We start from the raw sequence: 18,444 nt of genomic DNA, 5'->3' as shown, positions 1-18,444 counted from the left end.
TTGTAGGGGATTTTTGCACGTATGATCGTCAAAGAATTTCTCAGTATCTACCAGAGCGACGGAATTGTCCAAAGCATTTCTGACAAGATAGCTACGTCCAAACCGGGCGAATCCATCCACCTAAAAGGCCTTTGCGGCTCCCTAGACACCGTTTTGATGTCTGCCTTTCTAAAAGAGAAGCAACCTTTCCTCATCATCTGTGAAGAAAAGGAAGAGGCACAATACGTCTACAATGACCTGCAGGCCCTCATAGGCGACACGGCCGTCATCTTGTTTCCGATGTCCCACAAGAAACCCTACGAATGGGAAGAAGTGGACAATGCGAATGTCCTTTTACGCGCGGAAGTACTCAATATTTTAAGTAATTATTCGGGCCAAAGTCTCGCCATTGTTTCCTATCCGGCGGCGATGACTGAGAAGGTGATTAACCGAAAGTCTTTGGTCAAAAACACCTTATCCATCCGGGTAGGAGATAAAATAGATCGCAATTTCGTAGCCGAAACGCTGAACGAATATGATTTCGAACGAACGGATTTCGTCTACGAAGCGGGACAATATTCCGTTCGCGGAGGTATTTTAGACGTCTTCTCATACGCCGCGGAATATCCTTACCGCCTCGATTTTTTCGGAGATGAAGTAGACAGTATTCGTACTTTCCACCCAGAAACCCAGCTTTCCATTCAATCCGTTTCTGCGATGCACCTCATCCCCGATGTGCAAACAAAACTGATCCAGGAGACGCGGGAATCCTTTTTCACGTTCTTACCAGAAAACACAAAAATCTGGATCAAAGACCTGAGCCTATTGAGCGATGTATTGACAGAGAATTTTGAAAAAGGGACAATGGTCTACGAGGTTAATTCCTCGTCTGACATCAATCTGTTAAACAAACCTGAAGAACGTTGGGAAACCGCAAAGACGATTAAAAAGTCGTTGCAGGGATTTGGCTGTGTAGAATATGGCAAGCGGTCACACTTGAAAAACTCGGAAACGATCGTGTTTCCAGCTAAGAATCCTGGCGCATTCCAAAAAGATTTTGAGCGTTTAGCGACCACCCTTTTAGACAACCAAACCCATGGTTTTCACAATATCATCAGTTCAGAATCCCCGCGGCAATTAGAACGGCTCGAGGTGATTTTTAACGAAATCAACACGAGTATTCAGTTCAAACCCTTGCAGATTTCGCTTCGCGAAGGTTTTGTGGACGAGCAAACCAAAGTGGCCTTTTACCCGGACCACCAGCTGTTTGAGCGCTACCACCGCTATAAGGAAAAGAATAAGTTCTCGAAGAACAAGGCCTTAACCCTAAAGGAACTGAGATCTTTACAAGTGGGTGATTTCGTCACACACATTGATTATGGAATTGGTCGATTTGCGGGATTAAATTTGGTAGAAACCGCGAACGGAGAACAAGAGGTTATTCGCCTAATTTACCGCGACGACGACGTCTTATCCGTTTCGATTCATTCCCTGCATAAAATTTCGAAATATTCCGGCAAAGAAGGAGCGCCTCCTTCGATGTCGAAACTAGGTTCACCGGATTGGGATAACAAAAAATCTCGGGTGAAGAAGCAGGTAAAGGATATTGCCAAAGAGCTCATTTCCCTTTATGCCAAACGCAAAAACGCGCCAGGCTTTGCCTTCTCCCCAGACACGTATTTACAAGCCGAGCTAGAATCCTCGTTCTTATATGAGGATACGCCGGATCAAGCGAAAGCGACCATTGACGTGAAAGCGGATATGGAGAAACCGCATCCGATGGATCGGTTGGTGTGTGGAGATGTGGGATTTGGGAAAACGGAAATCGCGATTCGCGCTGCCTTCAAGGCTGTGGCGGATTCGAAACAAGTGGCCGTCCTCGTGCCCACAACGGTATTAGCGATGCAACATTACCGCACCTTCCACGACCGTTTAGCCGCGTTCCCCTGCAAAGTGGAATACGTGAACCGATTCAAATCAACCAAACAAATCAACGAAACCCTAGCCCGCGTGGCGAGTGGCGAAACCGATATTTTGATCGGAACACACCGTCTCGTAAACAAGGACGTGCATTTCAAGCAATTGGGCTTGATGATTATCGATGAGGAACAGAAGTTCGGGGTGAAAGTAAAAGACCGTTTGAAAGAAATGCGGGTAGATGTGGATGTGTTGACTTTGACAGCCACTCCTATTCCTAGAACACTCCATTTCTCTCTAATGGGAGCGCGGGATTTAAGTATCATCGCCACACCTCCGCCCAACCGCCAGCCGGTTGAAACGAAATTAGTTGTCTTGTCTGACGAAATCTTGCGTGATGGAGTAAGGGAAGAAATTAGTCGTGGGGGCCAAGTCTTCGTGGTCTACAACCGTATTGGTGAATTGGAAAGCATTGCGAACCGCATTTTGCGTTTAGTCCCAGATGCTAAAATCGCCGTTGCGCACGGCCAAATGGAAGGCGATCAGCTCGAGAAAATTATGATGGGCTTCATCGAAGGCCACTACGATGTACTCGTTGCGACGAACATCATCGAATCCGGATTAGATATTCCGAATGCGAATACGATCTTCATTTTAAATGCGAATAACTTTGGTCTGTCAGACCTCCACCAAATGCGGGGTCGCGTAGGTAGATCAAACAAAAAGGCCTATTGCTATCTAGCAACGCCATCTTTAGCGAATTTAACTAGCGATGCGCGCAAGCGTTTGAGTGCCTTAGAGGAATTCTCGGATCTGGGCGATGGCATCAAAGTGGCCATGCGCGACTTGGATATTCGCGGTGCGGGAAACCTACTAGGCGCAGAACAGAGTGGCTTTATCAATGATTTGGGATACGACATGTACCACAAAATCCTGGATGAGGCGGTGCAAGAGTTAAAGGAAAATGAGTTCAGAAAACTGTTCGAAGTCGATTTAGAACAGGTGGCAGAAATGCTCAAAGTGGATTGCACGATCGAAACGGATTTGCGCGTATTGATTCCAGAAGAATATGTCCAAAGCATCTCCGAACGCCTCGCCCTCTACACACGTCTAGACGAAATCGAAGACGAAGAAACGCTGGCCGCCTTTATTAAGGAAATCAAAGACCGTTTTGGTGATTTACCAAACGAAGTTCAGGATATGATTGAACTGGTGAAGTGTCGTTGGAAGGCTCAGGTTTTGGGAATTGAAAAAATCCTCTTAAAAAACAATAACCTAAAGTTCCATTTCGTTTCATCAGAGTCCGCTCGACCGCTCGACCAAAGCCTCATTGTAAAGGTTATTTCGTTTGTCAATAACAAAAAGGGGCAATGTCAATTAAGAGAAAAAGCAGGAAAAATGATTCTCCAAATCGACAAGGTGAGTAGTATTCAAGAATTAAATATTATTTTAGTGGATATTTTAGGGTAATTAATACCTTTGTTAATTGATTCTATATTAAAGGAATATAAATGAGTACGAAATTAAGATTGATCCTAGGAGTGCTTAGCTGTGTGTTTTTACTCACTTCTTGCCCTAGCGGACTAAAGAACGGTAATCCGAACAGCCTGAAGGTGGGTAAGAAATCCACTGTAACGGGTTTGGCCTACAACAACAAAAAAGGCGGATTCCAAGTCAACAAATCCTATAAAGGACCTATTGTAGGGCCTAATTTGGTCTTCATCGAAGGAGGTCGCGTTACCCTAGGTGGTGGCGAGGAAGACGTGATGAAGCGCAATGACAACCGCCAGCGCACAGTCACGATCCAATCCTTCTACATGGATGAAACGGAGATCTCGAACCTACACTATTTAGAGTATTTAGACGCAATCAAGCGTGATTCAACCCTAAATGCGTACACCGCAGCCTTGCCGGATACGACGGTTTGGTTAGATGAATTAGCCTTCAACGATCCCTATGTAACGCATTATCTTCGTCACCCAGGTTTCCGTATGTACCCGGTAGTAGGTGTAACGTGGAAGCAATCGAATGACTATGCCGCTTGGAGAACTGCCGTCGTTAATAAAAATGTGGCTTTCCCTAAGGGAAAACCTAGAAACCGGAAGAATCCGATTGCGAACATGGAGTCTGGGTTAATCTTGCCAGAATACCGTCTACCTACTGAAGCAGAATGGGAATATGCGGCGAAAGCGATGATCGGGACACAGCAAGAGGATGAAAATCAAGAAAATCAACGTATTTACCCTTGGGATGGACCTTCGATGCGACAGCCTTTTGGCAGAACTCGTGGTCAAATGTTAGCTAATTACAAACGTGGACGGGGTGATTATTCAGGTCTTGCAGGTCGTTCAAATGATGGTGCTATGATCACAGCGGAGGTTTATTCCTATCCTGCGAATGATTTCGGACTGTATAACATGGCCGGAAACGTGAACGAGTGGACGATGGACACCTACCGTCCCTTAACGCTAGACGATGTAAATGATTTGAATCCAGCGCGTCGCAGCGAGGCACAAGATCCTGCGAAATTATATGACAAGGGTAATTCCTTGATTAATGATAATGCCAAAGTCTACAAAGGAGGCTCTTGGGCAGATGGACCTTATTGGTTGTCTCCAGGTACGCGTCGTTATTTAGATAAGGACGCCTCTTCGTCTACGATCGGTTTCCGTTGCGCGATGTTCGCTCCCGGAAAACCAACGAAGCGATAGGTTAACAACTCACTTTAAAGCAGCCAGCGCCAGGAAAGACAATTTCCCCGTGCTGGCTGCTTTTATTTTAGCCCCTGCCGCTAAAAAAGTCGCACCCGTTGTCAGCGTATCATCCACTAGCAAAATTCTCAGTCCGTCCAGTTCGCCCGGTCGCAGCACTTCAAATACTTCCTCTAAGGTTTTATAGCGTTCCGTGCGATTCAACCCGATCAAGGAAGAAACCTGTTTCGTCCTTAGTAAATGTGTTTCAGACATGGGAATACCAGATGCCCGCGCAATCCCCTTTGCCACACAAGCAGCTTGATTATAACCTCGTTCCTTTAGCCGAGAAGGATGTAGTGGCATCGGAATCAGTAAATCATACTCTTTAACCGAAAAGGACCGCCCTACACAGCCCCCCAAATATTCGCCTAATCTTTCCTGCCCTTTGTACTTTATCTGGTGTAACAAATGTTGGACCTTCCCGCCCTCCGAAAACACATAATAGGCGTGCACGCGATCATACTCAATCAATCCGTCGAGCTTGTGAGAGATCCAATTAGGCTGTTCTAGGAATAATCCGGGGCTAGGCAGTTCGAATCGACAGCGGGTACAGATCCAATTTTCAGATCGAATAAGCACCTGATCGCAAGCAAAACAACATTTGGGATAAAGTAATTGTAAAAAGGCATTAATCATTTGGAAAAAACTTTTGTATTTAACTAAGTTTCAGTAATTTTGCACCCCTAAACAAGTACTCGAACGAGAATGTTGTCCAAGTACTTGATAATTAGCAAACGATTCAAAAACGGATTAAAAAAATCATTTCATAATTAACCTTTTAAAATGGCACGCGATTTAAAATTCACTAGAAACATCGGTATTGCTGCGCACATTGATGCGGGTAAAACCACCACTACGGAACGTATCCTGTATTATGCAGGGGTTTCCCACAAAATTGGTGAGGTACACGATGGTGCGGCAACAATGGACTGGATGGAGCAAGAGCAAGAGCGTGGTATCACGATCACTTCGGCTGCAACAACAGTAGGTTGGAAATACCGCGATCAAGATTACCACATCAACATTATCGATACTCCAGGTCACGTTGACTTTACAGTAGAGGTAAACCGTTCATTACGTGTATTAGATGGTCTAGTATTTTTATTCTCTGCAGTAGATGGTGTTGAGCCTCAATCAGAGACTAACTGGCGTTTAGCGAATAACTACAACGTAGCACGTATCGGTTTCGTTAACAAAATGGACCGTTCAGGTGCTGATTTCTTAAACGTGTGTAAGCAAGTGAAAGAAATGTTAGGTAGCTACGCAGTGCCTTTGCAATTGCCTATCGGAGCTGAAGAAGGATTCGAAGGGGTAGTTGACTTGGTTAACTTCCGTGGTATCAAATGGAACGAGGCAGATAAAGGAATGACATTCACTGAGGTACCTATCCCAGATGATATGTTAGAAGAGGCGACTGAATACCGTGAGAAATTATTAGAAGCAGTAGCTGAGTTTGATGAGTCTTTGATGGAGAAATACTTCGAAGATCCAGCATCTATCTCAGAAGATGAAATCTTAGCCGCTTTACGTGCCGCTACGATTTCTATGAAAATCGTTCCAATGCTTTGTGGTTCATCTTTCAAAAACAAAGGTGTTCAAACAATGTTGGATTATGTAATGGCAATCTTACCATCTCCTATGGACAAAGAAGGCGTTAAAGGAACTCACCCAGATACGGGCGAAGAGATTTTACGTAAGCCAAGTGAGTCTGAGCCTTTCGCGGCTTTGGCCTTTAAAATTGCAACTGACCCTTACGTAGGTCGTTTATGTTTCATCCGTGCTTATTCAGGTGGATTAGATTCAGGTTCTTATGTATTGAACAACCGTTCAGGAAATAAGGAGCGTATCTCTCGTATCTTCCAAATGCACGCTAACAAGCAAAACTCGATCGAGCGTTTAGGTGCTGGTGATATCGGAGCGGTAGTAGGTTTCAAAGACATCAAAACAGGGGATACTCTTTCTGATGAGAAACACCCAATCGTATTAGAAGCAATGGACTTCCCAGAGCCAGTTATCGGATACGCTATCGAGCCTAAGAAAACGGCTGATGCAGATAACTTCTCTAAAGCGATCACGAAGTTGATCGAAGAAGATCCTACATTACAAGTTGAATCTAACGAAGAGACTGGTCAAACGATCATCAAGGGTATGGGTGAGCTTCACTTAGAGATCATCATCGACCGTATGCGTCGTGAGTTCAAGGTTGAAGTAAACCAAGGTGCTCCTCAAGTAGCTTACAAAGAGTCTTTAACTAAGACAACAGAACACCGTGAGGTTTACAAGAAACAATCAGGTGGTCGTGGTAAGTTTGCTGATATCGTATTTGAAATCGGACCAAGAGAAGATGACAAACCAGGTTTAGAATTCGTTAACAATATCGTGGGTGGTGTAATTCCTCGTGAATTTATCCCTGCGGTTCAAAAAGGTTTCGAAGAAGCAATGAAAAATGGTGCTTTGGCTGGATACCCAATGGATTCAATGAAAGTTCGTTTATTCCACGGTTCATACCATGATGTCGATTCAGATTCATTATCATTTGAATTAGCCGCTCGTATGGGTTACAAAGAATCAGCAAAACAAGCGGGTGCTAAGTTAATGGAGCCTATCATGGCTGTAGACGTAGTTACTCCAGACGAATATACTGGACCTATCACAGGTGACTTAAACCGTCGTCGTGGTATCATGAAAGGGATGGATTCTCGTCAAGGAGCTGTTATCTTGAAGGCTGATGTGCCTCTTTCTGAATTATTCGGTTACGTAACAGATTTACGTACGATGTCTTCAGGACGTGCAACAGCATCGTTAACGTTCTCTCACTACGAATTCGTTCCGCAAAACATCGCTGACGAAGTAGTTAAGAAAGCAAAAGGATTGTAAGATTCTTTGAAGATAAAGAAAAGCCCGAGCGATTTGTTCGGGCTTTTTTTATGCCAAAACCTCTCATCCTTCCCACGCTCAATTCATCCTCCCCCGCTATCTTTTGTCTAAAAAGGAGAATTGTTTCCTAGAATGGATGTATTTTTGAATTCATTAATTTGATTGCTATGACTAAAATTATCGAGACCCAGTCCATTTCTAAACGATACGTGATGGGCGAAGAAGTGATTGACGCTTTAAAAGACGTTACCATCTCTGTAAACAAGGGAGAATATGTCGCTTTCATGGGTCCGTCTGGCTCAGGTAAATCAACCTTAATGAACATCGTAGGCTGCTTAGATACGCCCACTACGGGCAAATATATCTTGAATGGACAAGATGTATCTGAGATGTCAGAAAATGAATTAGCGGCGGTAAGAAACAAGGAAATTGGTTTTGTTTTCCAAACCTTTAACCTACTACCCCGCCAATCAGCCCTCGAAAACGTAGCCTTGCCTTTAATCTACGCGGGGTATTCTAAGAAAGAACGCACAGAGATTGCTTTAAGAACCTTGAAAGGGGTTGGTCTAGACAACCGCGCCTTACATAAACCGAACGAGCTTTCAGGGGGCCAAAGACAGCGTGTAGCCGTAGCTCGCGCCCTAGTCAACGACCCATCGATCTTGTTAGCCGATGAACCTACGGGTAATTTGGACACGAAAACCTCCTATGAGATCATGGATCTCTTCGATCAATTGCATAAAAAAGGCAACACCATCGTCATGGTTACCCACGAAGATGATATTGCCCAATATGCTCACCGCATCATTCGTTTGCGCGATGGCGTCGTAGAATCTGACATCATCAATACAAACGTTAGAAAGGTCGAAAAAATCTAAAACTTAATCCGATCCGTTCCGTAGGGTGCCCGTTGTGCTCTACGTAACCAGGTATTGGCTTCCGCATCATTCACAAAGTGTTCCTGCGTAGGATCCCAGTGTAATTTACGCGGCACTTTCATGGCCACGTGTGTAATCAAACAAACCGTACAAGCGCGGTGCCCAATCTCAATGGGAGATATCGGTTCCTTGCGCGATTCGATGCAATCTAACCAGTTCCCATGTTGATCTTCCGAATGATACAAGTGTGTTTCTTTCTCTCCGATTACGGATTGCAATATCTTCGGATCAGACGCATCTAAGGCTTTCGATCGCACTTTCGCCGTAGGATCGCTTGGTGTCGCTGCATAATCGCCACGTGACACAAAAATCCAACCTTCGGAGCCTTCGTAGCGAATACCATTTTGGTAACCTCCTGAAGTGTACATCGTGATGCCATTCGCATATTCTGCTTTCGACATAAAGTCACCATGTACATTCCAAAGTCCAGACTTAGGGAACTCCGCCACCGCCTCTACCGAGATGGGGCCTGTGTATTCCGTATCCATTCCCCAAGCTGCAGAATCATAATGGTGCTGACCCCAACCGGTAATCATACCAGCGCCAAATTGCTCCATACGCAACCAACCCGGGCGATCATATCCCTTTTGAGGATGTACGGCAATCTCCGTGTAAGCCATTTCAGGCGTAGAGCCTAACCACATATCAAAATTGAACCCTTTCGGCACTGGCATCGCTGGCGCCGGAGGTCCCGATGGATCACCTGGCAAACCAATTTTAACGGTATGTAATTTTCCGATACGTCCGTTGCGCACTAATTCGGCCGCAATTCTAAATTGAGAAGTCGAACGCTGCTGGGTTCCTACTTGTAAGATGCGACCTGTTTTCTTAATCACATTGGCCAGTTGACGACCTTCATGAATCGTCAGAGAGGTGGGCTTTTGCAAGTAAATATCTTTCCCCGCTAGGGCCGCTTCCATGGCAGGTTGTGCATGCCAAAAATCCGGCGTACTAATCATCACCGCATCAATGTCCTTATTCAAAAGCATCTCGCGATAATCATCGTACATCTTCACATCGATGTAATTCGACTGGCCCGTCTTCTTCGTGTAGTATTCTTCGACTAATTGCTTCGTCTCCTCTGTGCGGTGGCGATCTAGATCGCAAACGGCCATGATACGCGCCTTGTCGTGCTTCCAAGTGCCTGGTAAATCATGAGTGCGCGCGATACGTCCGCAGCCGATTTGGGCGATGTTGATTTTATTGCTAGGCGCATCTTTCCCACCTAACACGTTCGCTGGAACGATGGTGGGGAAACCGAATGTACCCACAGCACCTAGTGCTAGGTTATTGATAAATTTTCTCCGTTTCATGCTTTGATCGATATGTTAGTTGCATTTTTTTGGGCAATTAAGGCTAATTCCGTAGACAAGAAACAATGGGCTTGCGGCATGGCCGTTTCGGTCCTATGTAAGACATCATTCACGAGTAATTCCCCATGCGGCAAGTTGACATCCTTGCAATCGATGTAAAGTGTTTCTTTATTCGTTACCACATATAAATGGCTTCCTGTTCCATGCGGAGAGGCAATATCTGTATTTTTCCGTACTTCCATATAACCATCAGTACCTAGAATGGTCAATCTACCGTCGCCCCAGGTGTTTAAACCATCCGGCGTAAACCAGTCTACCCGAATATAGCCAGAGCCTTTATTGCTTCGAAGCATCAAATCTCCAAAGTCTTGGAATTTAGGATATTGAGGGTGGTGGTGATTGGCGATTTGGGAGGCTACTACTTCACCTTGCGTCGAACCCGTAAAATGTAAGAATTGATCTACCTGATGGGAAGCGATATCCGTGATAATTCCACCGTAATATTTCGTGTCAAAAAACCAATCAGGACGAGAATTCACACTCATTCTATGAGGTCCTGTTCCTAAGGTTTGCATCACTTTACCTATTTTTCCAGAGGCAACTAATTGGCTCGCTAGTTCGGTTGCTTTGTTTTCAAAACGCTCACTGAATGAAATCGAATAGATACGCTTCGTTTCCTTTTGGACCTTACGAACCTCCGCTAATTGCTCCAAACTAATGATTCCTGGCTTATCTACCATGTAATCTTTCCCATGCTGCATCACACGGATGCCTAATGGGGCGCGTTCGTTAGGCGTAATAGAGCTGAGCACTAATTTGATAGAAGGATCTTCTAATACCTCCGCTTCGCTTTTAACCAGCTTCGCTTGGGGGTAACGTTTCGCAAAATCCTTGATTAAATCGGGTTCCTTCGCATAGTAAGAGACAAACTCCCCGCCACCTCTAATGATGGAGTTCGCCATGGAATAGATATGTCCATGGTTAATTCCCACCACCCCAAATTTCAATCGGGGTGCAATGATGCGTTCCGGTGTAGCGGGGGCAAAGGTTTTCGTGACGTCTTTAAAAGAACTAGGCAAAAAGGCCATACCGCCTAGCATACTTGCATTGTGCAAGAATTCGCGGCGATTCGAAGCATTCGTTTTCATTTCAATAGGTTTATTTACCTACAAAAGTAAAATTCTAGCTGAGATTACTGATAAATGGCCATAAAAAAAGCTGCTCATTTCTGAACAGCTTTCTTATTATATAAAAAATCTCAAACCTATTTTTTCTTCTCTTTAACACGAGCCGCTTTTCCTTGCTTACCACGCATGTAGTATAAACGTGCACGACGTACTTTACCACGACGTAATACTTCAATTTTGTCGATGTTTGGTGACAAGATTGGGAAAATACGCTCAACACCGATACCGTTAGAGATCTTACGAACTGTGAAAGACTCACCTGCACCAGAATTTTTACGTTGAATAACTAAACCTTGGAAAACCTGGATACGCTCCTTGTTACCTTCACGAATTTTAACGTGTACGTTAACTGTGTCTCCTGCAGCGAATTCAGGGTGTTCTCCTCTACGTGCTGCGTTTTCTTGCTCTACGAATTTAATTAAATCGCTCATCTGAACTAATTTTTATTTGATGATAATCAGCGCTTAGCGGCCCACTTGTGCATAAGATCGTCTGATTGGGGTTGCAAAGATAGGAAAAATATTTCTTTCCAAAAACATTTGCCTAGTTTTTACCTTTAATCGACTGCACAAAGGCAACGATCTCAGCACTAAGGTCTTTCGCCTGCGCGATCATCTTCACAAACGCACTACCAATAATAGCCCCAGAGGCGTTCTTAGAGGCTTTCACAAAGCTCTCGTGGTCCGAAATTCCAAAACCAATCAAACGTGGATTCTGTAAATTCATCGCGGCAATTCGGGAAAAATAAACTTCCTGATCAGCAGAGATCCCTGTTTTTGCCCCTGTCGTACTCGCAGAAGAGACCATATAAATGAATCCTTTCGAGACCGAATCGATGTGGCGAATGCGCTCGTCGTTCGTTTGTGGGGTAATTAACAGAATATTGAACAAACCGTATTTTTCAAAAATTTCGCGGTAAGACGCCTCGTATTCCACCATTGGTAGATCTGGCAAAATCAATCCATCCACGCCTACTTCCGCACATTTCGCGCAGAAAGCCTCCACACCATATTGTAAAACGGGATTTATATAACCCATCAAAAGAACGGGAACCGTAATGCTTTTACGCATATCCTTCAATTGCTCGAAAAGATGCGCCACGCTCATTCCTTGCTCTAATGCAGCTTGATTCGAAAGCTGTATCGTTTCCCCATCGGCCACTGGGTCAGAATAAGGCATTCCCACCTCAATGATATCGACGCCTCCTGCTTGCAGCGCGTTCAAAACCGTCATCGTATCCTCCAAACGAGGAAAACCAGCAGTCGTATACACATTCAAAATGGGTTCAGTCGCTGAAGCAAAAAGGGCTGAAATTCTGTTCATCTTAGTCATTCAATTTTAAACGGTTTTGGTAAGTCGCTAAATCTTTGTCCCCTCTTCCGGACACATTAACGACCACGATTTCATTCGGCTTAGCTTGCAATCTTTCGAATACGGCCAAAGCATGTGCCGTCTCTAAAGCGGGAATAATTCCCTCTAACTGGGAGCATTCCACGGCAGCCACTAGCGCCTCCTCATCCGTCACTCCGTAAAAAGTGGCGCGACCAGATTCAAACAAATGCGCGTGCATAGGTCCGATTCCCGGATAATCTAAGCCAGCAGAGATCGAATAAGGTTCGATTACTTGGCCATCTTCCGTTTGCATCGATAAACTCTTGCTTCCGTGTAAGACGCCTGGCTTTCCTAAGAAAGTAGTTGCTGCAGAATGACCTGAATTTACGCCTAGACCTGCCGCCTCCGCCGCGATCAATGCCGTGCGAGGCTCATCTAAGAAATGGTAAAAGGCACCCGCCGCATTAGATCCTCCACCCACACACGCAATCACGTAGTCTGGGTAATCACGGCCTTCTTTCTCTTGTAATTGAAAACGAATCTCCTCAGAAATAACCGCCTGAAAACGAGCGACCATGTCCGGGTATGGATGGGGTCCTACGACGGAACCAATGATATAATGGGTATCAACTGGGTGATTAATCCAGTGGCGCATCGCCTCGTTAGTGGCATCTTTCAAGGTTTTTGAACCGGAAGTGGCTGGTACTACGTGTGCACCTAACATTCGCATACGAGCCACGTTAGGAGCTTGTCTTTCAATGTCGATGGCGCCCATGTACACGATACATTCCATGCCCATCAAGGCACAAACCGTGGCTGTAGCCACGCCGTGTTGTCCAGCACCTGTTTCTGCGACGATTTTTGATTTCCCAAGGCGTTTCGCAACGAGGATTTGGCCAATCGTATTATTAATCTTGTGTGCACCGGTGTGACACAAATCTTCGCGCTTTAAATAGATATTCGTGTTGTATTTCGCAGACAAACGCTCTGCCTTGAAAAGCGGCGTAGGACGACCCACGTAATCTTTTAACAAGGCGTGGAATTCTTCTTGAAAAGAGGGTTCCGCGATAATGTCTAAATAGCGAGAACGTAATTCCTCGACATTCGGGTATAACATTTCTGGAATAAAGGCCCCGCCAAAACTTCCGTAATACCCACGCTCATCTACATTAAATGACATAATTATAGCTGTTTTACTAGTTCTTTCACTTGCTCGACATCCTTTAATCCGGGACGTATTTCGAGTTTACTATTAAAGTCCAAAGCATATAAGCCCGGAAAATCCTTCACCTTTTCCACATCCCCTAACTGCAATCCACCTGCTAAAATATAGGGGATATCTAATTTATACTGCGTTAATAATGACCAATCAAAATGTTCTCCCGTTCCTCCTACCTGAGCCCCTTTCTTCGTATCAAACAAATAGAAATCAGGCTTGTCTGTCAGATCGAGATCTTTCGCTGAGCCCACACTGATCGCCTTGATGACCTGTAATCCGGCTGCTTGTAAGGCTTCTATTTCTGTTTGGCCCTCTTCTCCGTGTAATTGCACGACCGAGAATCCAGCATTTTTAGACAGGGCGATAATGTTGTCAGTCGTTTCGTTCACAAACACACCAACTGCCTTCGTTTTTGCTGGCAAAGCCGGGATGTCAAAATCTTGTCCTACGTAGCGTGGCGATTTAGGTGCCCAAATAAAGCCCATAAAGTCTGGCCCTAAAGCTGCTACTTCTTGGATGTTTTCTGGTTCCCGCATGCCACATACTTTCCACTTCATACCTAGTTAATAAAGTCGCTTAAGGCTTTTCCTGGGTTATCGGTCTTCATAAAGCTTTCGCCTATCAAGAAACCGCGGTAACCGTAGGTTTTTAATTCTGTTATAATCTCCGAACCCGAAATGCAACTCTCAGAAACCTTGACGAATTGGGACGGTATTTTGGATGCCAAAACCTTAGAGGCCTCCACATTTTGCTCCGAAAAATTCTTCAAATTCCGGTTATTCACACCTACCACGGAAATATAGTCTCCTAGCGAACGATCTAATTCTTCTTGATCGTGCACTTCCAGCAAGGTTTCCATACCTAATGAACGCGCTAGCGTTCCTAATGTTTTGATTTCCGCTGGACTTAAAGCCGCCGCGATTAAAAGCACCACGTCAGCGCCCATGGACTTTGCTTCGATGATTTGGTATTCATCGATCATAAAGTCCTTGCGCAAAATAGGCGTATTCGGGTTCGTGCGACGTGCTAAATCAAAATCAGCATAGGTTCCTCCAAAATAGGACTCATCCGTCAACACCGATAAACAGGCTGCACCTGCCTCGACATAGCCTTTCGTTACCACATCCACGCCCATGCGGTCGTTAATAATCCCCTTAGACGGGGATTTGCGCTTGAATTCAGCAATGACTCCCGTGGAAGCCGGCTGAACTAAAGACATCGACAAGGAATGACAAGCGCGCGCGAAAAAACCTTGTTTTTCGAGCTGAGCAGTCGTGGTGCGCGCTTTACAAGCGGCGACTTCCTGTCTTTTGGTGGCTATGATTTGGTCTAATATGCTCATCTTAATCCATTATAAATTTCTTGAAAGCTTGGAAAGCCCGACCACTTTCTAAGGATTCTTTCGCTAGAGCATATCCTTCTACTAGACTGCCCGCTTTACCTGCGACAAACAAACCAGCTCCTGCATTCGCTAAAACCGCTTGCGTTTGTGCGGGCGTGCCTTCGCGCTGCAAAATTCTGTACAACATATTCGCAGATGCCTCCGCCGTAGAACCACCAAACAATTCGGATTGTGCTACCACTTCGCAGCCAATATCTTCCGGATTGTAAATCGAAGCTCCATCTGGAGTGGTTAAACGGAAAGCAGAGGTTAACGAGATTTCGTCGTAACCATCTTCCGCATAAACGATACCGTATTGCTTGCCAGAACCGGCAAAAAATCCTTCGTACAAGGCGAACGCCTCAGGCGAATAGACGCCGGAGATTTGCTTGTTGACTTTGGCAGGATTCAATAAAGGTCCTAACAAATTGAAGAAAGTCTTCATCCCTAATTCCTTGCGGATGGGGCCCACGAAGCGCATCGCTGGGTGGAAAAGAGGTGCGTGCAAGAAGCACATTCCCGCCGTTTCCATCTTGCGTTTCAAGATCTTCGGGTCGTTATTAAATTTCAATCCCAAAAACTCCAATACCGTCGACGACCCTACAGAAGAGGAAACGCCGTGATTACCGTGTTTGGCTATTTTTTGGCCGGCTCCCACAATGATGAAAGAGGAGGTCGTCGAAATGTTAAAGGTATCTTTCCCATCTCCACCCGTTCCACACACATCCATCGCATCAAATTCCGACAAATCCACCGTGATGGCTAATTCCATCATGGCCGAAACGAATCCTTTTAGCTCATCCACTTGAATCGGATTGAACCAATAAGAGGATAAAAATGCGGCGATTTGACTTGGATTGATCTCTCCTTGCCCAATACGCAGCAATATCTCTCTTGCCTCGTTTTCAGATAACGCCTCTCCCGCTGCCCGTCTATTTAATATATTCTTCATTTTTATTTCATCCAATTTTTAATCATTTGCAATCCGTGTTGCGTTAAAAACGCCTCCGGGTGGAATTGCACCCCGCGCACATCGTATGTCGAATGCGCCTCTGCTAATACAAAACCCTTGTCATCTTGCGCCGTGATCTTTAAATCGCTCGGCATCGTAGATGGAACTACCGTCCACGAGTGGTAGCGGCATACTTCGAAACGGGAGGGAATACCTAAGAACAAGCGTTCTGTCGGATCCGTCACCACACATTCCGTGGTCACGCCATGCAACACCTCGCCCATATTGCTTAGTTGAGAGCCAAAAGCCTCCGCAATCGCCTGATGACCCAGGCAGACACCTAGAATTTTTTTGGTCGACTTATATTCCTTCAATAAATCCATCATAATCCCTGCTTCCGACGGAATCCCTGGACCCGGCGACAACAAGATTTGATCGTATTTACCCACTTCCTCTAGGGAAATTTTATCATTGCGAAACACGTCTACGTCCGCGCCTAATTCCTTCAATAGGTAGACCAAATTGTACACAAAGGAATCGTAATTATCTATCACTAAAACTTTCATATCCTTAGGCTAAATTTTCTGCTACCTCTAATGCTCTGCGCAAGGCGGCTAGTTTATTGTGAATTTCCTGCATCTCACTTTCCACCACGGACTTCGCGACTACGCCCATTCCGGCTTGGAAAAACAAGGTATCTCCTTTACTCAAAAACGTACGGATCGCGATGGCGTGATTGAAATTGCCCTCGAAATCCATAAATCCGATCGCCCCACCATAGATAGCCCGATTAGTCGGCTCCAAGCGGTTAATAATCGTCATCGCATTGTGCTTAGGCGCACCACTTAAAGTACCTGCCGGGAATGTATCCGCCACCATTTGCAAGGGATTCACCCCCTTTTGCAAATGCCCAGTCACTTTAGAAACCAAGTGAATCACGTGCGAGAAGAATTGAACCTCCTTGAACGTCTCCACTTTTACATTATCCGCCGAACGACTTAAATCGTTCCGAGCTAAATCCACTAACATTACGTGTTCTGCCGATTCTTTCGGATCCGCGATTAAAGCCTGGGCTAATTCCGCATCGCGTGAATCATCTCCTGAACGTCTAAATGTTCCTGCAATCGGATGAATCTCCGCGACTGAACCCTCGATTTTGATCTGCTTCTCTGGAGAGGCTCCAAAAATCCGGTATTCCTCGTAATCAAAATAGAACAAATAGGGCGATGGATTCACCGAGCGAAGTGCGCGATAGACTTGAAAATCATCGCCTTGGAACTTTTGGGCAAAACGTCTAGAGGGAACGATTTGAAATACATCCCCGCGCAAACAGTGTTTGATGCAAGTATTGACGATTTCACGTGTTTGGTCTTCCGTTAAATTACTCACCTCTTCCCCTTGACGAGCGAATGACGCAGTCGCATAATGCGGCATGTCTAACAGGTAGGTAATCGTATCAAAGCTAGGCTCAGAACCATCGTAGCTATGCGCGTAGAGGCTCATTTGGTTATTAAAATGATTCACCGCCACTACATAACGGTACACATAATACCGAATAGACGGAATTTCTGATTCAGGGTTTTTGGCCTGAATATCGATATCTTCGAAATAGGTTACCGCATCATAGGAGATATGGCCAAAAAGTCCATTCGCCATCGGCGAATCTCCCTTTTCCTTCTTAAAATCAAAGCGATCCGCAAAGCTCTTCAACGCCGCTACCGCATCCTGGCGATTCGCTAAGGTAAAGTTCTCTTGCGTTCCGTCTGGAAAAGTTTGAGTGACTTTCGAATCCGTTAACTCGAAGCGCGCCACGGGATCAAAGGCAATGTGCGAAAAGCCGTGCTCCTTGCCGTGGTAATCTGCCGATTCTAGAATGACAGAGTTCTTATAGTTTTTGCGAATCTTCAAAAAGATTCCGATTGGCGTCAGTGTATCTGCCAAAAGTGTTTTCCGAGAAGTTCGTATGTTTATGCTAGACATGTTTCAAAGGGCAAAATTAATAAAAAAAGGCTTACTGTTGAACAGCAAGCCTTTAGTAAACATATCATGTACACACAGCGAAACTGTTCAGGGATTGTTATCCTTGCCACCAGTTTTTGTTGTATGTTGCTTTTGTCATTGTATTGTTATTTGATACAAATGTAGAGTGAAATCTGTAAAATCAAAATTTTAACCGATCAAATCCCACAAATTTCCATATAAATCGGCGAATACGAGCACTTTACCATACTCTTCCTCACTTGGACCACGTACAATTGTAATACCCTGCGCAATCAAATTCGCATGATCTTTTTCAAAATCATCCGTATGCAAGAACAGAAATACGCGTCCTCCGGTCTGATTGCCTACTCTCGATTTTTGTTCGTCCGTCGCCGCTTTCGCTAACAATAATTGACACGAACCTTCGCCAGATGGTTGAACTAGTACCCAACGTTTGACATCACTCAAAACCGTATCTTCCACTAAAGTGAAACCCAATTTTTCCGTGTACCAAGCGATGGCTTCGTCGTAATCGGCTACCACGAGGGCGAGGTGCATTAAACGGTTCATGTCAGTAGTCAGTAATCAGTAGTCAGTAAACAGTATCCAGTAGTCG

The 18,444-nt window shown here is 45.0% G+C and carries 16 protein-coding genes; 4 read left to right on the top strand and 12 right to left on the bottom strand.

Going from position 1 to position 18,444, the window contains the following annotated elements; genetic code table 11:
• Nucleotides 1-21: 21 nt before the first annotated feature.
• Nucleotides 22-3,366 carry a transcription-repair coupling factor gene (gene mfd, locus G9X63_RS01305; RefSeq protein WP_252623454.1) on the top strand — a complete coding sequence of 1,115 codons (3,345 nt, stop codon included), beginning with the start codon at nucleotides 22-24 and terminating at the stop codon, nucleotides 3,364-3,366.
• 41 nt (nucleotides 3,367-3,407) lie between these two features.
• The gene (gene gldJ, locus G9X63_RS01300) at nucleotides 3,408-4,607 is read left to right on the top strand and encodes a gliding motility lipoprotein GldJ (RefSeq protein ID WP_130894801.1); all 1,200 of its coding nucleotides are present in this window, start codon (nucleotides 3,408-3,410) and stop codon (nucleotides 4,605-4,607) included.
• Nucleotides 4,608-4,616: 9 nt separating this feature from the next.
• Here gldJ and G9X63_RS01295 read toward each other — a convergent pair whose 3' ends face one another.
• A complete protein-coding gene (locus G9X63_RS01295; protein ID WP_252623451.1) occupies nucleotides 4,617-5,285 on the bottom strand; it encodes a ComF family protein in 669 nt (222 codons plus the stop codon).
• A gap of 147 nt (nucleotides 5,286-5,432) precedes the next feature.
• Between G9X63_RS01295 and fusA the strand changes: the two genes are divergently transcribed.
• Entirely contained in the window at nucleotides 5,433-7,526 is a 2,094-nt protein-coding gene (fusA, locus tag G9X63_RS01290; RefSeq protein WP_252623447.1) for an elongation factor G, read from the top strand.
• Nucleotides 7,527-7,693: 167 nt separating this feature from the next.
• The gene (locus G9X63_RS01285; protein WP_130894798.1) at nucleotides 7,694-8,404 is read left to right on the top strand and encodes an ABC transporter ATP-binding protein; all 711 of its coding nucleotides are present in this window, start codon (nucleotides 7,694-7,696) and stop codon (nucleotides 8,402-8,404) included.
• On the opposite strand, the gene G9X63_RS01280 is transcribed toward G9X63_RS01285, so the two are convergent.
• The 11 genes from G9X63_RS01280 to G9X63_RS01230 all read right to left on the bottom strand — a co-directional run bounded on the left by G9X63_RS01280 (nucleotide 8,401) and on the right by G9X63_RS01230 (nucleotide 18,398).
• Nucleotides 8,401-9,777, bottom strand: a complete 1,377-nt coding sequence (locus G9X63_RS01280) for a Gfo/Idh/MocA family protein (protein ID WP_252623444.1) — start codon at nucleotides 9,775-9,777, stop codon at nucleotides 8,401-8,403. The two genes, G9X63_RS01285 and G9X63_RS01280, sit on opposite strands and share 4 nt — an antisense overlap.
• Entirely contained in the window at nucleotides 9,774-10,925 is a 1,152-nt protein-coding gene (locus G9X63_RS01275) for a Gfo/Idh/MocA family protein (RefSeq protein WP_252623441.1), read from the bottom strand. Before G9X63_RS01275 ends, G9X63_RS01280 begins: the two co-directional genes overlap by 4 nt.
• A 116-nt stretch (nucleotides 10,926-11,041) precedes the next feature.
• Nucleotides 11,042-11,395, bottom strand: coding sequence for a 50S ribosomal protein L19 (rplS, locus tag G9X63_RS01270; protein ID WP_130894795.1), 354 nt, complete (start codon nucleotides 11,393-11,395; stop codon nucleotides 11,042-11,044).
• Nucleotides 11,396-11,507: 112 nt separating this feature from the next.
• Nucleotides 11,508-12,287 (bottom strand): tryptophan synthase subunit alpha, encoded by a 780-nt coding sequence (trpA, locus tag G9X63_RS01265; protein WP_252623439.1) that lies wholly within the window; start codon nucleotides 12,285-12,287, stop codon nucleotides 11,508-11,510.
• Nucleotide 12,288: 1 nt separating this feature from the next.
• Entirely contained in the window at nucleotides 12,289-13,476 is a 1,188-nt protein-coding gene (gene trpB / locus G9X63_RS01260; RefSeq protein ID WP_252623436.1) for a tryptophan synthase subunit beta, read from the bottom strand.
• 2 nt (nucleotides 13,477-13,478) lie between these two features.
• Nucleotides 13,479-14,072 (bottom strand): phosphoribosylanthranilate isomerase, encoded by a 594-nt coding sequence (locus G9X63_RS01255; RefSeq protein WP_252623433.1) that lies wholly within the window; start codon nucleotides 14,070-14,072, stop codon nucleotides 13,479-13,481.
• Nucleotides 14,073-14,074: 2 nt separating this feature from the next.
• Nucleotides 14,075-14,857: an indole-3-glycerol phosphate synthase TrpC gene (gene trpC / locus G9X63_RS01250; RefSeq protein WP_252623430.1), complete on the bottom strand. Its 783-nt coding sequence runs from the start codon at nucleotides 14,855-14,857 to the stop codon at nucleotides 14,075-14,077.
• 1 nt (nucleotide 14,858) lies between these two features.
• A complete protein-coding gene (gene trpD, locus G9X63_RS01245) occupies nucleotides 14,859-15,848 on the bottom strand; it encodes an anthranilate phosphoribosyltransferase (RefSeq protein ID WP_252623428.1) in 990 nt (329 codons plus the stop codon).
• Nucleotides 15,849-15,850: 2 nt separating this feature from the next.
• Complete coding sequence (locus G9X63_RS01240; protein ID WP_252623425.1) at nucleotides 15,851-16,414, bottom strand: anthranilate synthase component II; 564 nt, start codon at nucleotides 16,412-16,414, stop codon at nucleotides 15,851-15,853.
• Between the two features lie 4 nt (nucleotides 16,415-16,418).
• Entirely contained in the window at nucleotides 16,419-17,828 is a 1,410-nt protein-coding gene (locus G9X63_RS01235) for an anthranilate synthase component I family protein (RefSeq protein ID WP_252623422.1), read from the bottom strand.
• A gap of 189 nt (nucleotides 17,829-18,017) precedes the next feature.
• Nucleotides 18,018-18,398: a VOC family protein gene (locus G9X63_RS01230; RefSeq protein ID WP_252623419.1), complete on the bottom strand. Its 381-nt coding sequence runs from the start codon at nucleotides 18,396-18,398 to the stop codon at nucleotides 18,018-18,020.
• Between the last annotated feature and the right edge of the window lie 46 nt (nucleotides 18,399-18,444).

The sequence above is a fragment of the Aquirufa antheringensis genome (genome assembly GCF_023921165.1).
GTDB classification, from domain to species: domain Bacteria; phylum Bacteroidota; class Bacteroidia; order Cytophagales; family Spirosomataceae; genus Aquirufa; species Aquirufa antheringensis.
This window is presented reverse-complemented; position numbering and strand designations above follow the sequence as displayed.